Source organism: Photorhabdus sp. RW14-46 (genome assembly GCF_963887965.1).
Taxonomy (GTDB): Bacteria; Pseudomonadota; Gammaproteobacteria; order Enterobacterales; family Enterobacteriaceae; genus Photorhabdus; species Photorhabdus laumondii.
Map to the genome: position 1 here is coordinate 25,829 of NZ_CAWPHH010000004.1, position 15,052 is coordinate 40,880.

The following is a 15,052-nucleotide window of genomic DNA, read 5'->3' on the forward strand; positions in this document are numbered from 1 at the left end:
GTCTTCATGCCAATCACGGCGAATACCCTGTACCGTGACAGTTTTAACTTTTTCAAGAATCAACTGTTAAGTACCCTGACCCTGGCCGTTCTGGCGGCTCTGGTTACCACCTTATTGGGGCACCTGTTTATTCCTGACAGCGAACAGATGAAGTTGCTGACAGAAGCAGAATTCACGTTTGCTACCTCAGGCAAGGCCGGTATTCAGGAGCTGGTGTCTCAAATGACTCCAGAGCAACAATCAATGATCATGCGTGCGGGAATCGGAACCATTTTCTCAAGCATGATTGGTAGCGTGCTACTGGTTGGGGGTGTATTGACACTGGTTGCGGCAGTTTCAGCGGGAAATCGTATCTCTTCATTACAGGCAATTGGTTTATCAGCAAGCCAATTACCGAAACTGTTCCTGTTACTGCTTATCTGCACTCTGTTGATTCAATTTGGCTTAATGCTGATGCTGGTACCAGGCATTATTTTGTCGATCGCGCTGGCGTTATCACCCGTGATTATGACTGCTGAGCGTCGCGGCGTTTTTGCTTCTATGAAAATAAGCTGGAAACTGGCATTTGCCAATATTCGCTTGCTGGTTCCGGCAATTCTTTTATGGCTGACCGCGAGGCTCTTGCTGGTGTTTATTATTGACCGCCTAACATTCATTCACAGCGAGATGGCAGGGATTATTCTCGGTGTGTTTAATAACCTCATTTCAGCTATTTTGCTGATTTATCTATACCGGTTGTATATGCTGATTACCTCTCCACAACAAAAATCAATATAACAAACAAAGCCCCATAGTGATAAAACTATGGGGATATACCCGTCATCTTTCAAGTTGCTTCTTTGTTGGCTGCACTCTCTCACCCCGGTCACATCGTTATCTATGCTCCCGGGGATTCGCTCCCTTGCCGCCGCGATGCATCTTGAAATCCATAGGGGATAAACAGAATAAGCTGTTATAGCTGGATTGATCTAAAATGCAAAAAAATTCCCTGTTTTTCAACAGGGAATTCTATAGAAAAGAGAGCTAATTAGAGATCAATTAGCGAATTTTAATTAAAACCGATAACCAACACCAACTACCCAAGTGCCTATTTTGAAGTCATCCATTTTTGAATATTCATAAGATGTATCAATAGTCCAATTTGGCACAGGGTTAAACTGTAATCCTAGGCCATAAGCCACTGATGTTTTACTCTCTTTATGGTTAAGAAAGTCATAACCCGAAACAAAATCTTCACCCTTTACCTTTCTATGTGCAGCACCAACCAAACCATATGCACTAATATAATCATTAAAACGATATGTAGGGCCCGCCATCAGAGAATAATAATCCATATCAGCTTTACCTACTTTTCGGCCACCGTTATGAAACTCGTAACCCAAATATGTATACGTAAATGAGCTGATAACGCCCCAATTATTGTCCAATTCGTAACGGTACTTTAAGTTAAGACCCTTTGGATGATCATCAATCTTACTATCTTTAAACTTTGCATGACTTTGAGCATAACCACCCGAAATCGTACTTTCACCGGCATTTGCCGCAAATGCAAATACAGATAAACCTACCGCTACCACTGAAGCCACTAATGTTCTTTTCATTGAAAATCCCTAATATTATATAAAATTATAGAAAAGATTAATTACGAGGCGCGATTATTTATCAACAATCAATAGAAAACAACTCAATCTCGTTTATTGTTAATTTCCCGTTTAACTAAGAAACTAGTGACTGCTCCGCTGTATCATGGAAATCTTCCCACTGCAATCGACTATTTCTCGTACTTATTAGTTCTTTATTACTATTGGAATAAACGCAAAAAAATTCCCTGTTTTACCACAGGGAATTTTGTATAAAATAGATAGTGATAACTAATAAAGGAATAATCTTCAGATTACATGGCTAAACCTGGATACCCGCTTTCAATAATCCCTGATGAAAATATGTTCTCTCTATTTTCATTATTTCGATAGACTTAATAGATAAACTATCTAACAAGCTAACAAGCTAACAGAGAGTTGGTTCTAACATTCATTTATTATCTTCAGTCACTTAATGTGATTGCACAGATCACAAAAGTTGGACTGAATTCCCTTTAAAGGAACGACTACATTGGAAACACTATTTAAAATCGATAACCAGCACCAATTACCCAAGTGCCAACTTTGAAATCACCCAGTTTTGAATATTCATAAGATGCATCAATAACCCAATTTGGCATAGGGTTAAATTGCAATCCTAGACCATAAGCAGCAGAGGTCTTACTCTCTTTATATTCAACGTCATAGCCCAATACAGCAGCATTACCCTTTGCTTTTTCCTTTCCGTGTGCAGCACCCACCAGACCGTATACACTCACGTACTCATTAAAGCGATATGTAGGACCAGCCATCAGAGAATAATAATCTAAATCACCAGTACCAATCTTGCTACTACCATAATAGTAATCATAACCCTGATGTGTCAGCGTGAATGAACCAATAACACCAAAATTATTATCCAGCTCGTAGCGATATTTCAGGTTAAAGCCTTTTGGGTTTTCATCAAGCTTTTCACCATCAACTTTCACATGACTCTGAGCATATCCACCAGAAATCGTATGTTCACCGGCATTTGCTGCAAATGCGAATACAGATAAACCCACTGCCACTGCTGAGGCTATCAATGCCTTTTTCATTGGAACGTCCTAAATAGTTATTGTACAAGTAATAATGACTTTGCTTTGTTAAAATATACTTATCAAAAAACAAAATGTAACGTGGTAGTAAATACTTAATACTTCAATCATATTGTTTTTTAACAAGAAATTTTTAAATAAAGCAGGTATTCAGGATCTGATATCTCAGTTAATAGAAGAGCAGCAGTCAATAATCATACGTTCGGGAATTAAGAACTATTTTTCTCGATTATAATCATCAATGTTATTATTTTATTTATCGTATTCATTGGTTGATTTCAATAACGCTATTATATCTTTTAGCGTAATTAGAGTACCATTCAGGCTTACTTTGAATCATTCGGACCGCAAAATAGAGATCGGGCACCACAATCAGATCGTCATCACTACTTCGCAGTTTATTCTGTTTTATCCAACGGGTAAGTTCTGTCCGACGACCGGCGAGCACCAAGGTGATATCTCTTACTTTCAATTCACTAATCAACTCATCAATAGCAGCAAAGACACTGACATCATCATGGGTAAAACTAACAGCCGCATCGACAACCAGCCAACCCGGACGTTTTTGCGTTTTGTTAATTTTTTGAATTCTGTCGACATGCTGTAGTACCCGTTTTTTAAAATAGCTAACATTGAAATAAGTCAATGGCGAGTTAAATCGGTACATCATCACACCATCTATTGGTTTAATATCATTGCCATGATTAATTGAATGAATCATTCCTTGGTCATTCACTCCCAAGAGTTGATCTGTCGGGCGGAATATAATTCGCAAAAACTGTAATAAACCCAGCAGAACGGCGAAACCAACACCGTTAATCAAACCAACCACCAGCACGGCAATGAATGTAAATAGTGATAAAGTAAATGCCTGATGATTTCGTTTCCTCAGTGACCAAATCTGCCGTAAGCCTAACAATGACGATGCCGAATAAATCAGCACCACACCAAGAGATGACAATGGGATATAAGCCAGAAAACGAGTCATAAATAACAAAACCAGCAAAATAATGGTCGCTGCAATAACAGAGACCAATTGCGTTTTCCCACCAATCGCATCATTAACCGCAGTACGACTGCTGGCAGCACTGACAGCAAATCCTTGTGATAAAGCAGAAGCAATGTTCGCAATGCCTAAGGCCCTAAGTTCACAATCTGCATCAATCTGATAACCGTTTTTACTGGCGAAGCTACGGGCCGTCATCATAAAACTGACAAAACTGATAACAGCAAGGTTCAAAGATGGGATAACTAGCTCACGCATAATGCCAGGCTGAAAATCGGGCATTGGCACAACAGGTAATCCCCCACCGCTGACACTGCCAACAATCTGAATGCCATATTTTTCCAGATCAAATTGCCAGCTTATATAAGTCGCTAATACCATTGCTAACAAAGGCCCCGGCCAAGTCGGGCGCAAGAAACGAACAGTGAGCAAAATCAATACCATAGCAACAGACATTGCTAACGTCGGTAAATGTGTACTCATGAGCTTGGCAGGTAATGCGATCACCCGTTCAATCAATCCCACCGGAACGCCAGCAAAACCAAAGACTTTAGCTAGCTGATCCACAATGATTGTCAATGCAACACCGTTCATTAATCCTTTCAGGATCGGTTTGGAAAGAAAATCAGCAAACGCGCCTAACCGGAAGTGACTGGCGAGAACACACCATATCCCGGTCATTAAGGTCATTACGATCGTGAGCTGCCAGCGTACATCTTCATTACCAAAAACCAATGGCGCGACAGCCGCGGCAATAACAGCACACGTTGCGGCATCTGGCCCGACAATCAACTGTCTTGAAGTACCAAATAGTGCATAAGCGAACATGGGTAAAATGCATGCATAAAGACCGATAATTGCACTTATTCCCATCAATTCGGCGTAAGCAATAGCAACTGGCAGAGCAACTGCGGCAACAGAAAGCCCAGCTCTTAAATCATGACTAAACCATTCCTTGCGATAATGAGAAAAATTGCCCAACCCTGGCATCCAACGCTGTAGTTTTTTCCACTGCATCTGGTTTATGCCCTCTTATTTTTCAACGGGTTTTCGTTATAATGCTGCCTTATATGTTCACTGACAACCGGAAGTTAATTACGCCGCTCTTTATGGTAAAATTGTGCGAAACCGATCGATAAAAACCTTTTTTATTGAAAGATAAAACCGTACTGTTGCTGCTAGTCCATTATCGGATGATAATCAGATGCCGAAATTACAATAGGTTCAAATATGAAACAACTTTTAGACTTTCTACCTCTAGTCGTCTTTTTTGTCGTATACAAGATGTATGACATTTTCTACGCTTCCGGGGCGTTGATCGCCGCTACCGGTTTAGCTGTCGCGATGACTTATTTCATCTACCGGAAAGTAGAGAAAGCCTCCCTGATCACGTTTATCATGGTTGCTGTTTTCGGTACGTTAACTTTAGCTTTCCACAGTGATCTATTTATCAAATGGAAAGTCACTGTAATTTATGCATTATTCGCATTAGCTTTGCTAGGCAGCCAGTGGTTTATGAAAAAACCACTTATTCAGAAAATGCTAGGAAAAGAGTTAATTTTACCCGATCTTGTCTGGAATAAACTCAATATGGCATGGGCGCTGTTTTTTACAGCCTGCGCGCTGGCTAATATTTATGTCGCATTCTGGTTACCACAAGATGTCTGGGTTAATTTTAAAGTATTTGGTCTGACTGCCCTGACTCTGGTTTTCACCGTGCTCAGTGTAGTATATATTTACCGTCACCTGCCACGCGAACAGAAGTAACCCTATTCAAATGGATACCTGCCTGCTATCGTCTGTAGGCAGGTATTGTTTTTTCATCAAATAAAGTAAAGTTTTCAATGACACAACAACAATTACCTAACGGAGAGTTAGTCCTCCGCACACTGGCTATGCCCGCTGATACCAACGCCAATGGAGATATTTTTGGTGGATGGTTAATGTCACAAATGGATATTGGTGGTGCAATTCTGGCAAAAGAAATTGCGGAAGGCCGTGTTGTCACTGTCAGAGTAGATGGTATTACTTTCTTGAAACCTGTTGCCGTTGGTGATGTCGTCTGCTGCTATGCACATTGCCTCAAAACCGGTAACAGTTCGATTACCATCAACATTGAAGTCTGGGTGAAGAAAGTCGCCTCTGAACCTGTCGGCCAACGCTATCGTGCAACCGAAGCGGTATTCACTTATGTTGCGGTAAATGAAGATAATACTTCACGTCGGTTACCAGAAGGTAAAACCCACTTTCAACTCGCTAGCAGTACTAGCGAATAAACATTAATCGAAAAAGGAGCGTGTTAATAATGCTCCTTTTTTATTTTGCATTTCCCCGACAATCAGGATTGAGATATACCCGTAATTTTAAATTCGACGGTTGTGATATAACCAAGCGCGGGTATTTTTTCAAAGCGCCATTTTCTCATCGCTTTTTTCACCTCCCGTTCAAAAACATTAGGTGGATTAGCACCAATCACTTCTATATTTTTTACCCGTCCGTCTTCATCAATATCATATTTGACTTTCACATAACCTTCGGTGCCCAAAGCTGACGCTCTGGATGGATAGACAGGTAACGCTTTACTTAATGCTCTTGGCCCATTCTGCGGTTTAACCACCGGTTTATTCTGATTATTATCAGTACGGTTAGCTAATGCATTCTGATTAAACAACGGCTTTTCCGGTTGCTCAGCCCTCTTTTCAACGGGTTCAGATTGCTTTTTAACAATCTTTTTCTTCACTTCCGGTTTTAGCTTCTTCACCTCTGGTTTTGGAATTACCGGCTCTGGAACAGGTTCCGGCTCCTCTGGCTCTGATTCAGGTTCTGGTGCTGCCGGTTCTGAAACAGGCGCTTCTTCGGCAGCTAACTGAATCATAGCAACAGACATAAGTGCAGCATCAGGCTGCTTTTCCGGTATTGCAGAACAAAAAAGTGCGGCAGCAACAGAAACGTGTAAACAAACTGACAACAATATTGGCCAATGTATCCAGCGCATAAGGGAATTCTTGATTAGCAGCATAAAGTCAATCCTCGAATGACTGCTAGTTTAAATGCAAATAGCAATCATATTCAATAAAGATTGTAGGTGAGCGTGAATATAAGGCCAAAAATATTATTTTTTCAATGTATCCATTCGCCATGCTGAACAAACAATAAAGCTCGACGCTGTTTATAACCATCTAATTTACGTAGTGAATAAATACGCAAATTACGTCTTGATTGCCCTTCCAACCAACGGCGACGGCGGTTGAGATTCTGGCGTAACATCCGCCACCGCCCTACTTCATTCCGACTACGTTTCATAAAACCTACCTATAAAAACATCACGCTCATTATAAGCCTTTAAAAAAGATATCCAAGGCGTATCTGGATAGTACTTTTTGTATCAATAATGCGAAATGACCAATATCAAGTATGATGCTTGCAGTATATTTGCCGATTTTTTGGTAAATTCACCAAGTTAATTAGATCGTTTATATACCCTATGGATTTCAAGATGCATCGCGACGGCAAGGGAGCGAATCCCCGGGAGCATAGATAACTATGTGACCGGGGTGAGAGAGTGTAGCCAACAAAGAGGCAACTTGAAAGATAACAGGTATATCCCGAGTCTTGAGGAAACCGCGTTAAACGCCACCAAAGATGTCTGAACAAAACAGGATTGATTGCCGAATATGACAACCTTTTATTCCGTCCTAAGTTGGCTTGCTATTTTCTTTTATTGGCTAATTGTTGCCAGTATCACTTTACGCATTCTGATAAAGCGCCGGCCGGTCACTTCTGCTATGACCTGGCTGCTGATTATCTATATCCTACCCTTAGTTGGAATCATCGCTTACCTGTCATTTGGTGAGCTGCATTTGGGAAAACGCAGAGTTGAACAAGCAAAAGCCATGTGGCCTTCAACAACCGTATGGCTTGAAGAATTGCGCAAATCTCGCCATATCTTCGCGACAGAAAATAGCGAAGTCGCGACACCACTATTCCAGCTTTGCGAACGACGGCAAGGGCTGGCGGGTGTTAAAGGTAACAAGATCCAACTACTGAAAACCTATGACCATTCACTAAAAACCATTATCAAAGATATTGAGAATGCCAAACACAGTATTGATATGGTGTTTTACATCTGGCAAACCGGCGGCTTGGTTGAGCAAGTGACGGATGCTCTTATGGCCGCAGCACACCGAGGAGTCAGATGCCGTATTATGGTGGATTCAGCCGGTAGCTGGTTATATTGCCGTAGCCAATACCCGGATATCATGCGCCAGGCGGGAATTGAATTTGTTGAAGCTTTGCAAGTCAATATATTCCGTCTATTTCTACGCCGTATGGATCTGCGCCAGCATCGTAAAATTATCTTGATAGACGATTATATCTCTTATGCCGGCAGTATGAATATGGTCGATCCACGCTTTTTTAAACAAGATGCCGGTGTTGGGCAATGGATCGATATCATGGTACGAATGGAAGGACCGGTTACTACAACCATGGGGGTTATTTACGCTTGTGACTGGGAAATGGAAACAGGTCAACGTATCTTTCCGCCATCACCAGATAACAATATCATGCCATTTGAACAGGCCAGTGGACACACAACTCAGGTTATTGCATCCGGCCCCGGATTCCCTGAAGAGTTGATTCAACAATCTTTAATGACGGCTATTTTCTCTGCCCGTAAGCAACTGATTTTAACTACCCCTTATTTTGTTCCCAGTGATGACCTGACAAATGCTATTTGCACCGCCGCTTTACGAGGGGTTGAGGTTATTATTATCGTTCCACGCAGAAATAATTTCTTTTTAGTTCGTTGGGCAAGCCGGGCATTTTTTGCTGAACTATTAAACGCCGGTGTTAAGATTTATCAATTTGAAGATGGATTGCTACATACTAAAAGCGTTTTAGTTGATGGCCAACTCAGCATGGTGGGTTCCGTTAATCTCGATATGCGTAGCCTGTGGCTAAATTTCGAAATTACCGTGGTGATTGATGATGAAAACTTTGGTAATGATCTGACGCTGGTGCAATACGATTACATCGCCCATTCTACATTGCTGGAAACTCATGAGTGGGAACAACGCCCTTTGTGGCATCGGATTATTGAGCGTATTTGTTACTTCTTTAGCCCGCTACTGTGACCAATACCCTCGTCTTGTAAAGACGGGGGTACCAATCAACGCTTCAACATGCTTTAATTCTTCATCATGACCTACGAATAAATCAATATGGACAACAGATCTCCACAAGCTATGGATTTAGACCTCAATAACCGCATGACAGAAGATGAAACCCTTGAGAAAGCCTATGACATCTTTCTCGAACTGGCTTCGTTCAACCTTGACCCCGCTGATATTCTGCTATTTAGCTTACAATTCGAAATACGTGGCGGCGCAGAATTACTGCCCCCTTCTGATGGGTGGCTTGAACACGTGGATTTCAATCCAAACCCTGATTTCTTTGCCGAAGTCATTATCGGGCTAGCAGAATCTGAGGATGCTGAGATCAACGATGTTTTTGCCCGCATCCTTATTTGTCGAGAAAAATCTCACCCGATTTACCATATTTTATGGAAAGAGTGAAAAATTAAAGTCAGTTATTTTGATCTGCTCTTTTTTATGCAAAAAGTGAGAGCTACCCGTTTTAAGGCAGGTCTGAATCCTGATATAAAACCCCAAAAGTAACTCTCACATTGAGTGTCCCTCAATAACTACAATGGATCAACCTTCAAACAAGACACGGCATGGCGGAAACTCCCCTCCATCAATGGTCGGGTTTTAGCACATTCAGGATCTGCCATCGGGCAACGTGTACGGAAAACACATCCTGATGGCGGGTTGATAGGTGACGGTAATTCCCCTTCCAACAATTCAATGTGTTTATTTCGTTCTTTATCTGGATCAGGCACCGGTACCGCCGACATCAACGCCTTGGTATAAGGGTGCTGTGGATTATGGTAAACCTCATCATAAGTACCCAACTCCACCGCATGCCCAAGGTACATCACCAGTACACGGTCAGATATGTGCTTAACCACCGCCAGATCATGAGCGATAAAAATTAGCGACAGCCCCATTTCTCGTTGTAATTTTTGCAACAAGTTAACGACCTGAGCCTGAATGGATACATCAAGTGCAGATACCGGCTCATCACAAATCACCAATTTAGGTTCAAGGATAAGTGCACGGGCAATTCCAATACGTTGACATTGACCACCAGAGAATTCGTGCGGATAACGGTTAATCAAATTCGGTAATAACCCAACCTTCATCATCATGGCTTTTACCCGCTCTTTAATTTCCAGCCCTTTCATCTTCGGATGATAAGTGCGCAGTGGCTCAGCGATAATATCGCCAATCGTCATTCGCGGGTTTAAGGATGCTAATGGATCCTGGAATATCATCTGGATATCACTACGAATATCCCGCCACTGTTTATCATCCATATCCAGCAGGCTTTTTCCCAACCACGTTACCGAACCACCGGAAGACTTAACCAATCCGATAATTGCACGCGCAAAAGTCGATTTACCACAACCGGATTCACCAACCACACCAAGGGTTTCCCCTTCGTATAATCTTAATGTGACACCATCAACCGCTTTCAAGGTTTTTGTTGGTTGCCAAAACCATTGTTTGCCATCTTTGATATCAAAGTGAACTTTCAGATCTGCTACTTCCAGCAGCACACGTCTTTCTTCAATCGGACTCATACCAATTCCCCCGGTGCTTTAAAACAAGCTCGCAAACGCCCGTTGCCAAATGTCTCTAACCCTGGATCACAATTTACACAACGATCTACTGAAAACTGGCAGCGTGGCTGGAACGGACACCCTTTCGGCAACCGTAATAAGTTAGGTGGATTTCCGGGAATGGTCGTCAACGATGCTTCATCACCATCAAGACGTGGAACAGCATTAAGCAGGCCAATAGAATAAGGATGGGTTGGTTGATAAAACACTTCACGGGCCGAACCATATTCCATCGTTCTCCCCGCATACATCACCAACACTTTGTCACAAATACCAGCAACCACCCCCAAATCGTGAGTAATCATAATAATCGCGGTATTAAATTCCCGTTTCAGCTCATTCAGTAAAGTCATAATCTGAGCCTGAACCGTGACATCAAGTGCGGTTGTCGGTTCGTCAGCAATCAGCAATTTTGGTCGACATAACAACGCCATCGCGATCATCACACGCTGACGCATCCCACCAGAAAATTCATGAGGATACATCCGCATTCGCTTAAGTGCTTCTGGCATTTTGACGGCATCCAGCATCCGTATCGATTCAAGGTATGCTTCACTTTTACTCATATGCTTATGCAACATCAATACTTCTGTAAGCTGATCGCCGATACGCATATAGGGATTGAGAGATGTCATTGGGTCCTGAAATATCATTGATATCTCTTCTGCTCTCATGCGGTTAAGCGCTTTCTCTTCAAGGTTAAGAATTTCCCTACCATTAAAAATAGCGGAACCGCCAATTTTGCCGTTTCTGGCCAGTAGCCCCATCAAAGCAAAAGCGGTTTGTGATTTGCCAGAACCAGATTCCCCCACAATTCCCAGCGTTTCCCCCGCTCGTAAATCAAAATTCAGCTTGTTCACCGCGGTAACATCCCCGTCAGGGGTACTAAAAGTCACGTCCAACTCTTTAACAATTAACAACGGCTCAGAACTTTTCTGGTTTCTAACGCTGTCCATGTTACCTCCTTAACGATCTTTCGGATCGAGGGCATCACGCAAGCCATCGCCGATAAAGTTAAAACAAAACAGTGTCACCACCAGAAAACCGGCAGGAAACATCAGCAACCACGGGGAAACTTCCATCGAATTCGCACCATCACTTAACAATGCGCCCCAACTGCTTAACGGCTCTTGAGTTCCCAATCCCAGAAAACTAAGAAATGATTCAAACAGAATCATGCTTGGCACCAATAAAGAGGCATAAACCACCACCACTCCCAACACATTAGGGACAATATGGCGCAGCACAATATGACGGGTTGGCACACCACACACCAACGCCGCCTCAATAAACTCCTTACGTTTCAAGCTCAGTGTCTGACCGCGGACAATACGCGCCATATCCAACCATGACACCATACCGATGGCGATAAATATCAGAAAAATATTCTGTCCGAAGAAGGTCACCAGCAGGATCACAAAGAACATAAATGGAAATGAGTTCAAGATTTCCAACATACGCATCATGACTGAATCTATTTTTCCGCCCATATAGCCGGATAATGATCCATATAAGGTCCCGACGACGACCGCAACCAAAGCGGCTGCCACCCCAACCATTAATGAAATGCGCCCCCCAATGGCAACACGCACCAGTAAATCACGGCCGGAAGAATCGGTACCAAAATAGTGACCAGATTCAAAATCAGGTCGCATCGACATCATGGCCCAGTCAGTATCGTCATAAGTAAATTGAGCTAACATCGGTGCCAAGATCACAAACAAGGTAATCAAAGATAGCAGACACAAACTGGCAATCGCTGCCCGGTTGTGAATAAAACGACGTCGTGCATCCTGCCACAAACTACGGCCTTCAATTTCTAATTGCTCAGAGAAATTTTCCAGAGCTTCGCTATTTTGTTTATTAACTATCATTGCGTGCTCCAGTCTTAATAACGAATCTTCGGATCGATAACAGCGTACAATACATCAACAATCGCATTGAACAGAATCGTTAAGCTACCAACTAAAATAGTCAGACTTAACACCAACGAATAGTCACGGTTCAATGCGCCATTAACAAACAACTGCCCTATTCCCGGTAACCCGAAGATCGTTTCAATCACCATTGAGCCGGTAAGAATGCCGACAAAAGCAGGCCCCATATAAGAGATAACCGGTAATAATGCGGGCTTTAAAGCATGGCGGAAAATAATGATGCGCAATGGCAACCCTTTAGCTCGCGCAGTACGAATAAAGTTAGAGTGCAGCACTTCTATCATCGAACTCCGGGTAATACGGGAGATACTGGCGATATAAGCCAAAGACAATGCCACCATCGGCAAAATCATATATTTAGGCGCACCGCCATTCCAGCCTCCTCCCGGTAGCCATTTAAGATGAATAGCGAACCCCAGCACCAGTAACGGTGCCACGACAAACCCCGGGATAACAACCCCCGTCATGGCGAACCCCATAACCGTATAATCCCATTTGGTATTTTGATTAAGTGCCGCAATAACCCCGGCGCTGACCCCCAAGACAACCGCCATGATAAATGCCGAGACGCCTAATTTAGCCGATACTGGAAACGCTGTTGCCACAAGATCGTTAACAGAGTAGTCCTTATATTTAAAAGAGGGCCCAAAATCTCCTTTAGTGAGTTGAATTAAGTAATCAAAATATTGTTTATAAATTGGATCATTCAGATGATATTTCGCTTCAATATTTGCCAGCACTTCTGGTGGCAATTTCCGTTCACCGGTAAATGGGCTGCCCGGCGCTAACCGCATCATGAAAAACGAAATAGTGATAAGGATAAAAAGTGTCGGGATCGCCTCTAAACAACGGCGTAAAATAAATTTAAGCATCGCCCGTTCCTATGTGTTGGCCCTCAACCCTGGCCTTAAAATAATTTGACCCTAAAGCAGCCCTCTCCGGGCTGCTTTACAACGTTAGTGTTTGATAATATAAAAATCTTTGGTGTGTAAATTATCCAAAGGATCTTTCCCTGTATAGCCACCAACATAGGGCTTCACTAACCGGGTATTCACATAGTAATAGAGAGGGACAATAGCCGAATCTTTATCTAACTGCGCTTCTGCTTGCTGGTAAACAGCAGCACGTTCATCATCTGTTGCCACTTTCAGAGATTGTTTCATCAGTTTATCAAACTCATCACTCTTATAATGAGCCGTGTTATTACTACTGTAAGAAAGCATTGAATTCAGGAATGAAGAAGGTTCGTTGTAATCGGCACACCAGCCAGCACGGGCCACGTCATAATTCCCCTGATGTCGTGTATCAAGGAAAGTTTTCCACTCTTGGTTTTCTAAACGAACATCAGCACCTAAATTTTTCTTCCAAATAGAAGCTACCGCGATTGCAATTTTTTTATGTAGATCAGAGGTGTTATAAAGCAAATTAAATTTCAATGGATTATCTTTATTATAACCCGCTTCAGCCAGTAATTTTTTGGCTTCCTGGTTGCGCTGTTCCTGACTCCAACCAGTAAACCACACCGGTTTCATCTCTTTCATACCATCAGTCACCGGCGGTGTATAACCGGAAGCCGGGATATCACCCTGTGCTTTTACTTTATTGGTCACAATGTCGCGGTCCATAGCCAATTTCAGTGCAGTACGGATGCGGGGATCATTAAATGGGGGTTTTTCGTTATTAATTTCGTAATAATAAGTACATAATTGTGGGTTAATGTGCAACTCGTTCGGGATCTCTTTTTTCAGTTTTTGGAATAGCTCAATCGGCAAATTGGTATAAGTCATATCAATTTCACCACTGCGATAACGATTGACATCCGTGACCTCTGACGAAATTGGCAGGAAAGTAACCTGATCAATAACGGTATTTTTGTTATCCCAATATGTTGGGCTGCGCTCCATCACAATACGTTCGTTAACTACCCAATTTTTCAGTTTATAAGCCCCATTACCGACAAAATTCTGTGACTGAGTCCATTTTTCGCCATATTTTTCTACCGTCGCTTTATGCACCGGTGACATTGAAGAGTGAGCCAAAAGCCTTGGTAGATAAGGAACCGCTTCGCTCAATGTAAGCTGCAATGTATAGTCATCCAGCGCCTTTACTCCCAGAGCATCTGGTTTCTTTTTACCACTGATGATGTCATCAATATTGGTGATATGGGCATACTGGAGGTAACTTTCATAGGGAGAAGCGGTATTAGGATCAGCCAAACGCTGCCAACTGTAAACAAAATCATGCGCAGTGACAGGATCACCATTAGACCACTTAGCATCTTTACGCATATGGAATGTCCAGACGGTGAAGTCTTTATTTTCCCAATTGGTCGCAGAACCTGGTAAAATTTCGCCATTCGGACCAACGATGACGACCCCTTCAAACAGATCGCGGGCCAAATGTGATTCTGGTACTCCTTCAATCTTATGCGGGTCTAACGATTGCGGTTCAGAACCGTTATTACGGACTAAAATCTGTTTATCCGCTAATTGAACGCCATCAGGCACTTTTGCCGCAAAGACCTGACTTGCCATTATCATACTCAGTGCAGCGCTGATGCTGACAGTAAGTAGTCTCTTTTTCGTTGTGTTTATCATCTTTTTCTACTCCAATTTTACATCGTCAGACTTTTTATCAGCCGACGGCCCAGAAATAAGGGGTGGATTACCACCTGCATACAAAAGGAA

Annotated in this window: 16 protein-coding genes; 5 read left to right on the top strand and 11 right to left on the bottom strand. The window is 42.5% G+C overall.

Features of this window, described 5'->3' with window-relative positions:
- Window positions 1-6 precede the first annotated feature (6 nt).
- A complete protein-coding gene (locus AACQ38_RS04825) occupies window positions 7-777 on the top strand; it encodes a YciC family protein (RefSeq protein WP_165577557.1) in 771 nt (256 codons plus the stop codon).
- On the opposite strand, the gene AACQ38_RS04830 is transcribed toward AACQ38_RS04825, so the two are convergent.
- The 4 genes from AACQ38_RS04830 to AACQ38_RS04845 all read right to left on the bottom strand — a co-directional run bounded on the left by AACQ38_RS04830 (window position 723) and on the right by AACQ38_RS04845 (window position 4,700).
- Window positions 723-869 (bottom strand): hypothetical protein, encoded by a 147-nt coding sequence (locus tag AACQ38_RS04830; protein WP_165577558.1) that lies wholly within the window; start codon window positions 867-869, stop codon window positions 723-725. The genes AACQ38_RS04825 and AACQ38_RS04830 overlap by 55 nt on opposite strands.
- A 183-nt stretch (window positions 870-1,052) precedes the next feature.
- Entirely contained in the window at window positions 1,053-1,601 is a 549-nt protein-coding gene (locus tag AACQ38_RS04835) for an Ail/Lom family outer membrane beta-barrel protein (RefSeq protein WP_165577559.1), read from the bottom strand.
- A gap of 524 nt (window positions 1,602-2,125) precedes the next feature.
- On the bottom strand, window positions 2,126-2,677 hold the full coding sequence (locus tag AACQ38_RS04840) for an Ail/Lom family outer membrane beta-barrel protein (RefSeq protein WP_113025905.1): 552 nt from the start codon (window positions 2,675-2,677) through the stop codon (window positions 2,126-2,128).
- 265 nt (window positions 2,678-2,942) lie between these two features.
- A complete protein-coding gene (locus tag AACQ38_RS04845) occupies window positions 2,943-4,700 on the bottom strand; it encodes a SulP family inorganic anion transporter (RefSeq protein ID WP_165577560.1) in 1,758 nt (585 codons plus the stop codon).
- Between the two features lie 213 nt (window positions 4,701-4,913).
- Between AACQ38_RS04845 and AACQ38_RS04850 the strand changes: the two genes are divergently transcribed.
- Both AACQ38_RS04850 and yciA read left to right on the top strand, forming a co-directional pair.
- The gene (locus AACQ38_RS04850; protein ID WP_011146706.1) at window positions 4,914-5,450 is read left to right on the top strand and encodes a septation protein A; all 537 of its coding nucleotides are present in this window, start codon (window positions 4,914-4,916) and stop codon (window positions 5,448-5,450) included.
- Between the two features lie 77 nt (window positions 5,451-5,527).
- The gene (yciA, locus tag AACQ38_RS04855; protein WP_011146707.1) at window positions 5,528-5,959 is read left to right on the top strand and encodes an acyl-CoA thioester hydrolase YciA; all 432 of its coding nucleotides are present in this window, start codon (window positions 5,528-5,530) and stop codon (window positions 5,957-5,959) included.
- A 62-nt stretch (window positions 5,960-6,021) separates the two neighbouring features.
- Here yciA and tonB read toward each other — a convergent pair whose 3' ends face one another.
- Together tonB and AACQ38_RS04865 are read right to left on the bottom strand one after the other, a co-directional pair.
- Window positions 6,022-6,702, bottom strand: coding sequence for a TonB system transport protein TonB (gene tonB / locus AACQ38_RS04860; protein WP_011146708.1), 681 nt, complete (start codon window positions 6,700-6,702; stop codon window positions 6,022-6,024).
- Window positions 6,703-6,803: 101 nt separating this feature from the next.
- Window positions 6,804-6,986 (bottom strand): YciY family protein, encoded by a 183-nt coding sequence (locus tag AACQ38_RS04865; protein ID WP_011146709.1) that lies wholly within the window; start codon window positions 6,984-6,986, stop codon window positions 6,804-6,806.
- Between the two features lie 371 nt (window positions 6,987-7,357).
- Here AACQ38_RS04865 and cls point away from each other — a divergent pair, with 371 nt between their 5' ends.
- Complete coding sequence (gene cls / locus AACQ38_RS04870; RefSeq protein WP_041380093.1) at window positions 7,358-8,818, top strand: cardiolipin synthase; 1,461 nt, start codon at window positions 7,358-7,360, stop codon at window positions 8,816-8,818.
- A 111-nt stretch (window positions 8,819-8,929) separates the two neighbouring features.
- Window positions 8,930-9,259: an HI1450 family dsDNA-mimic protein gene (locus AACQ38_RS04875; protein WP_113025908.1), complete on the top strand. Its 330-nt coding sequence runs from the start codon at window positions 8,930-8,932 to the stop codon at window positions 9,257-9,259.
- Between the two features lie 128 nt (window positions 9,260-9,387).
- On the opposite strand, the gene oppF is transcribed toward AACQ38_RS04875, so the two are convergent.
- From oppF to oppA, 5 genes are all read right to left on the bottom strand, one after another.
- The gene (gene oppF, locus AACQ38_RS04880; protein WP_011146712.1) at window positions 9,388-10,389 is read right to left on the bottom strand and encodes a murein tripeptide/oligopeptide ABC transporter ATP binding protein OppF; all 1,002 of its coding nucleotides are present in this window, start codon (window positions 10,387-10,389) and stop codon (window positions 9,388-9,390) included.
- Window positions 10,386-11,384, bottom strand: a complete 999-nt coding sequence (locus tag AACQ38_RS04885; RefSeq protein WP_165577561.1) for an ABC transporter ATP-binding protein — start codon at window positions 11,382-11,384, stop codon at window positions 10,386-10,388. The genes oppF and AACQ38_RS04885 overlap by 4 nt, the downstream gene beginning before the upstream one ends.
- 9 nt (window positions 11,385-11,393) lie before the next feature.
- Entirely contained in the window at window positions 11,394-12,302 is a 909-nt protein-coding gene (oppC, locus tag AACQ38_RS04890) for an oligopeptide ABC transporter permease OppC (RefSeq protein ID WP_011146714.1), read from the bottom strand.
- Window positions 12,303-12,316: 14 nt separating this feature from the next.
- Complete coding sequence (oppB, locus tag AACQ38_RS04895) at window positions 12,317-13,237, bottom strand: oligopeptide ABC transporter permease OppB (RefSeq protein WP_011146715.1); 921 nt, start codon at window positions 13,235-13,237, stop codon at window positions 12,317-12,319.
- 84 nt (window positions 13,238-13,321) lie between these two features.
- Window positions 13,322-14,962 carry an oligopeptide ABC transporter substrate-binding protein OppA gene (gene oppA / locus AACQ38_RS04900; RefSeq protein ID WP_165577562.1) on the bottom strand — a complete coding sequence of 547 codons (1,641 nt, stop codon included), beginning with the start codon at window positions 14,960-14,962 and terminating at the stop codon, window positions 13,322-13,324.
- Between the last annotated feature and the right edge of the window lie 90 nt (window positions 14,963-15,052).

Bases quoted from the DNA above. Each gene is read 5' to 3' on its own strand.
- AACQ38_RS04825 (WP_165577557.1), top strand. From the start codon at position 7: ATGCCAATCACGGCGAATACCCTGTACCGTGACAGTTTTAACTTTTTC.
- AACQ38_RS04835 (WP_165577559.1), bottom strand. From the start codon at position 1,601: ATGAAAAGAACATTAGTGGCTTCAGTGGTAGCGGTAGGTTTATCTGTA.
- AACQ38_RS04840 (WP_113025905.1), bottom strand. From the start codon at position 2,677: ATGAAAAAGGCATTGATAGCCTCAGCAGTGGCAGTGGGTTTATCTGTA.
- AACQ38_RS04845 (WP_165577560.1), bottom strand. From the start codon at position 4,700: ATGCAGTGGAAAAAACTACAGCGTTGGATGCCAGGGTTGGGCAATTTT.
- AACQ38_RS04850 (WP_011146706.1), top strand. From the start codon at position 4,914: ATGAAACAACTTTTAGACTTTCTACCTCTAGTCGTCTTTTTTGTCGTA.
- yciA (WP_011146707.1), top strand. From the start codon at position 5,528: ATGACACAACAACAATTACCTAACGGAGAGTTAGTCCTCCGCACACTG.
- tonB (WP_011146708.1), bottom strand. From the start codon at position 6,702: ATGCTGCTAATCAAGAATTCCCTTATGCGCTGGATACATTGGCCAATA.
- AACQ38_RS04865 (WP_011146709.1), bottom strand. From the start codon at position 6,986: ATGAAACGTAGTCGGAATGAAGTAGGGCGGTGGCGGATGTTACGCCAG.
- cls (WP_041380093.1), top strand. From the start codon at position 7,358: ATGACAACCTTTTATTCCGTCCTAAGTTGGCTTGCTATTTTCTTTTAT.
- AACQ38_RS04875 (WP_113025908.1), top strand. From the start codon at position 8,930: ATGGATTTAGACCTCAATAACCGCATGACAGAAGATGAAACCCTTGAG.
- oppF (WP_011146712.1), bottom strand. From the start codon at position 10,389: ATGAGTCCGATTGAAGAAAGACGTGTGCTGCTGGAAGTAGCAGATCTG.
- AACQ38_RS04885 (WP_165577561.1), bottom strand. From the start codon at position 11,384: ATGGACAGCGTTAGAAACCAGAAAAGTTCTGAGCCGTTGTTAATTGTT.
- oppC (WP_011146714.1), bottom strand. From the start codon at position 12,302: ATGATAGTTAATAAACAAAATAGCGAAGCTCTGGAAAATTTCTCTGAG.
- oppB (WP_011146715.1), bottom strand. From the start codon at position 13,237: ATGCTTAAATTTATTTTACGCCGTTGTTTAGAGGCGATCCCGACACTT.
- oppA (WP_165577562.1), bottom strand. From the start codon at position 14,962: ATGATAAACACAACGAAAAAGAGACTACTTACTGTCAGCATCAGCGCT.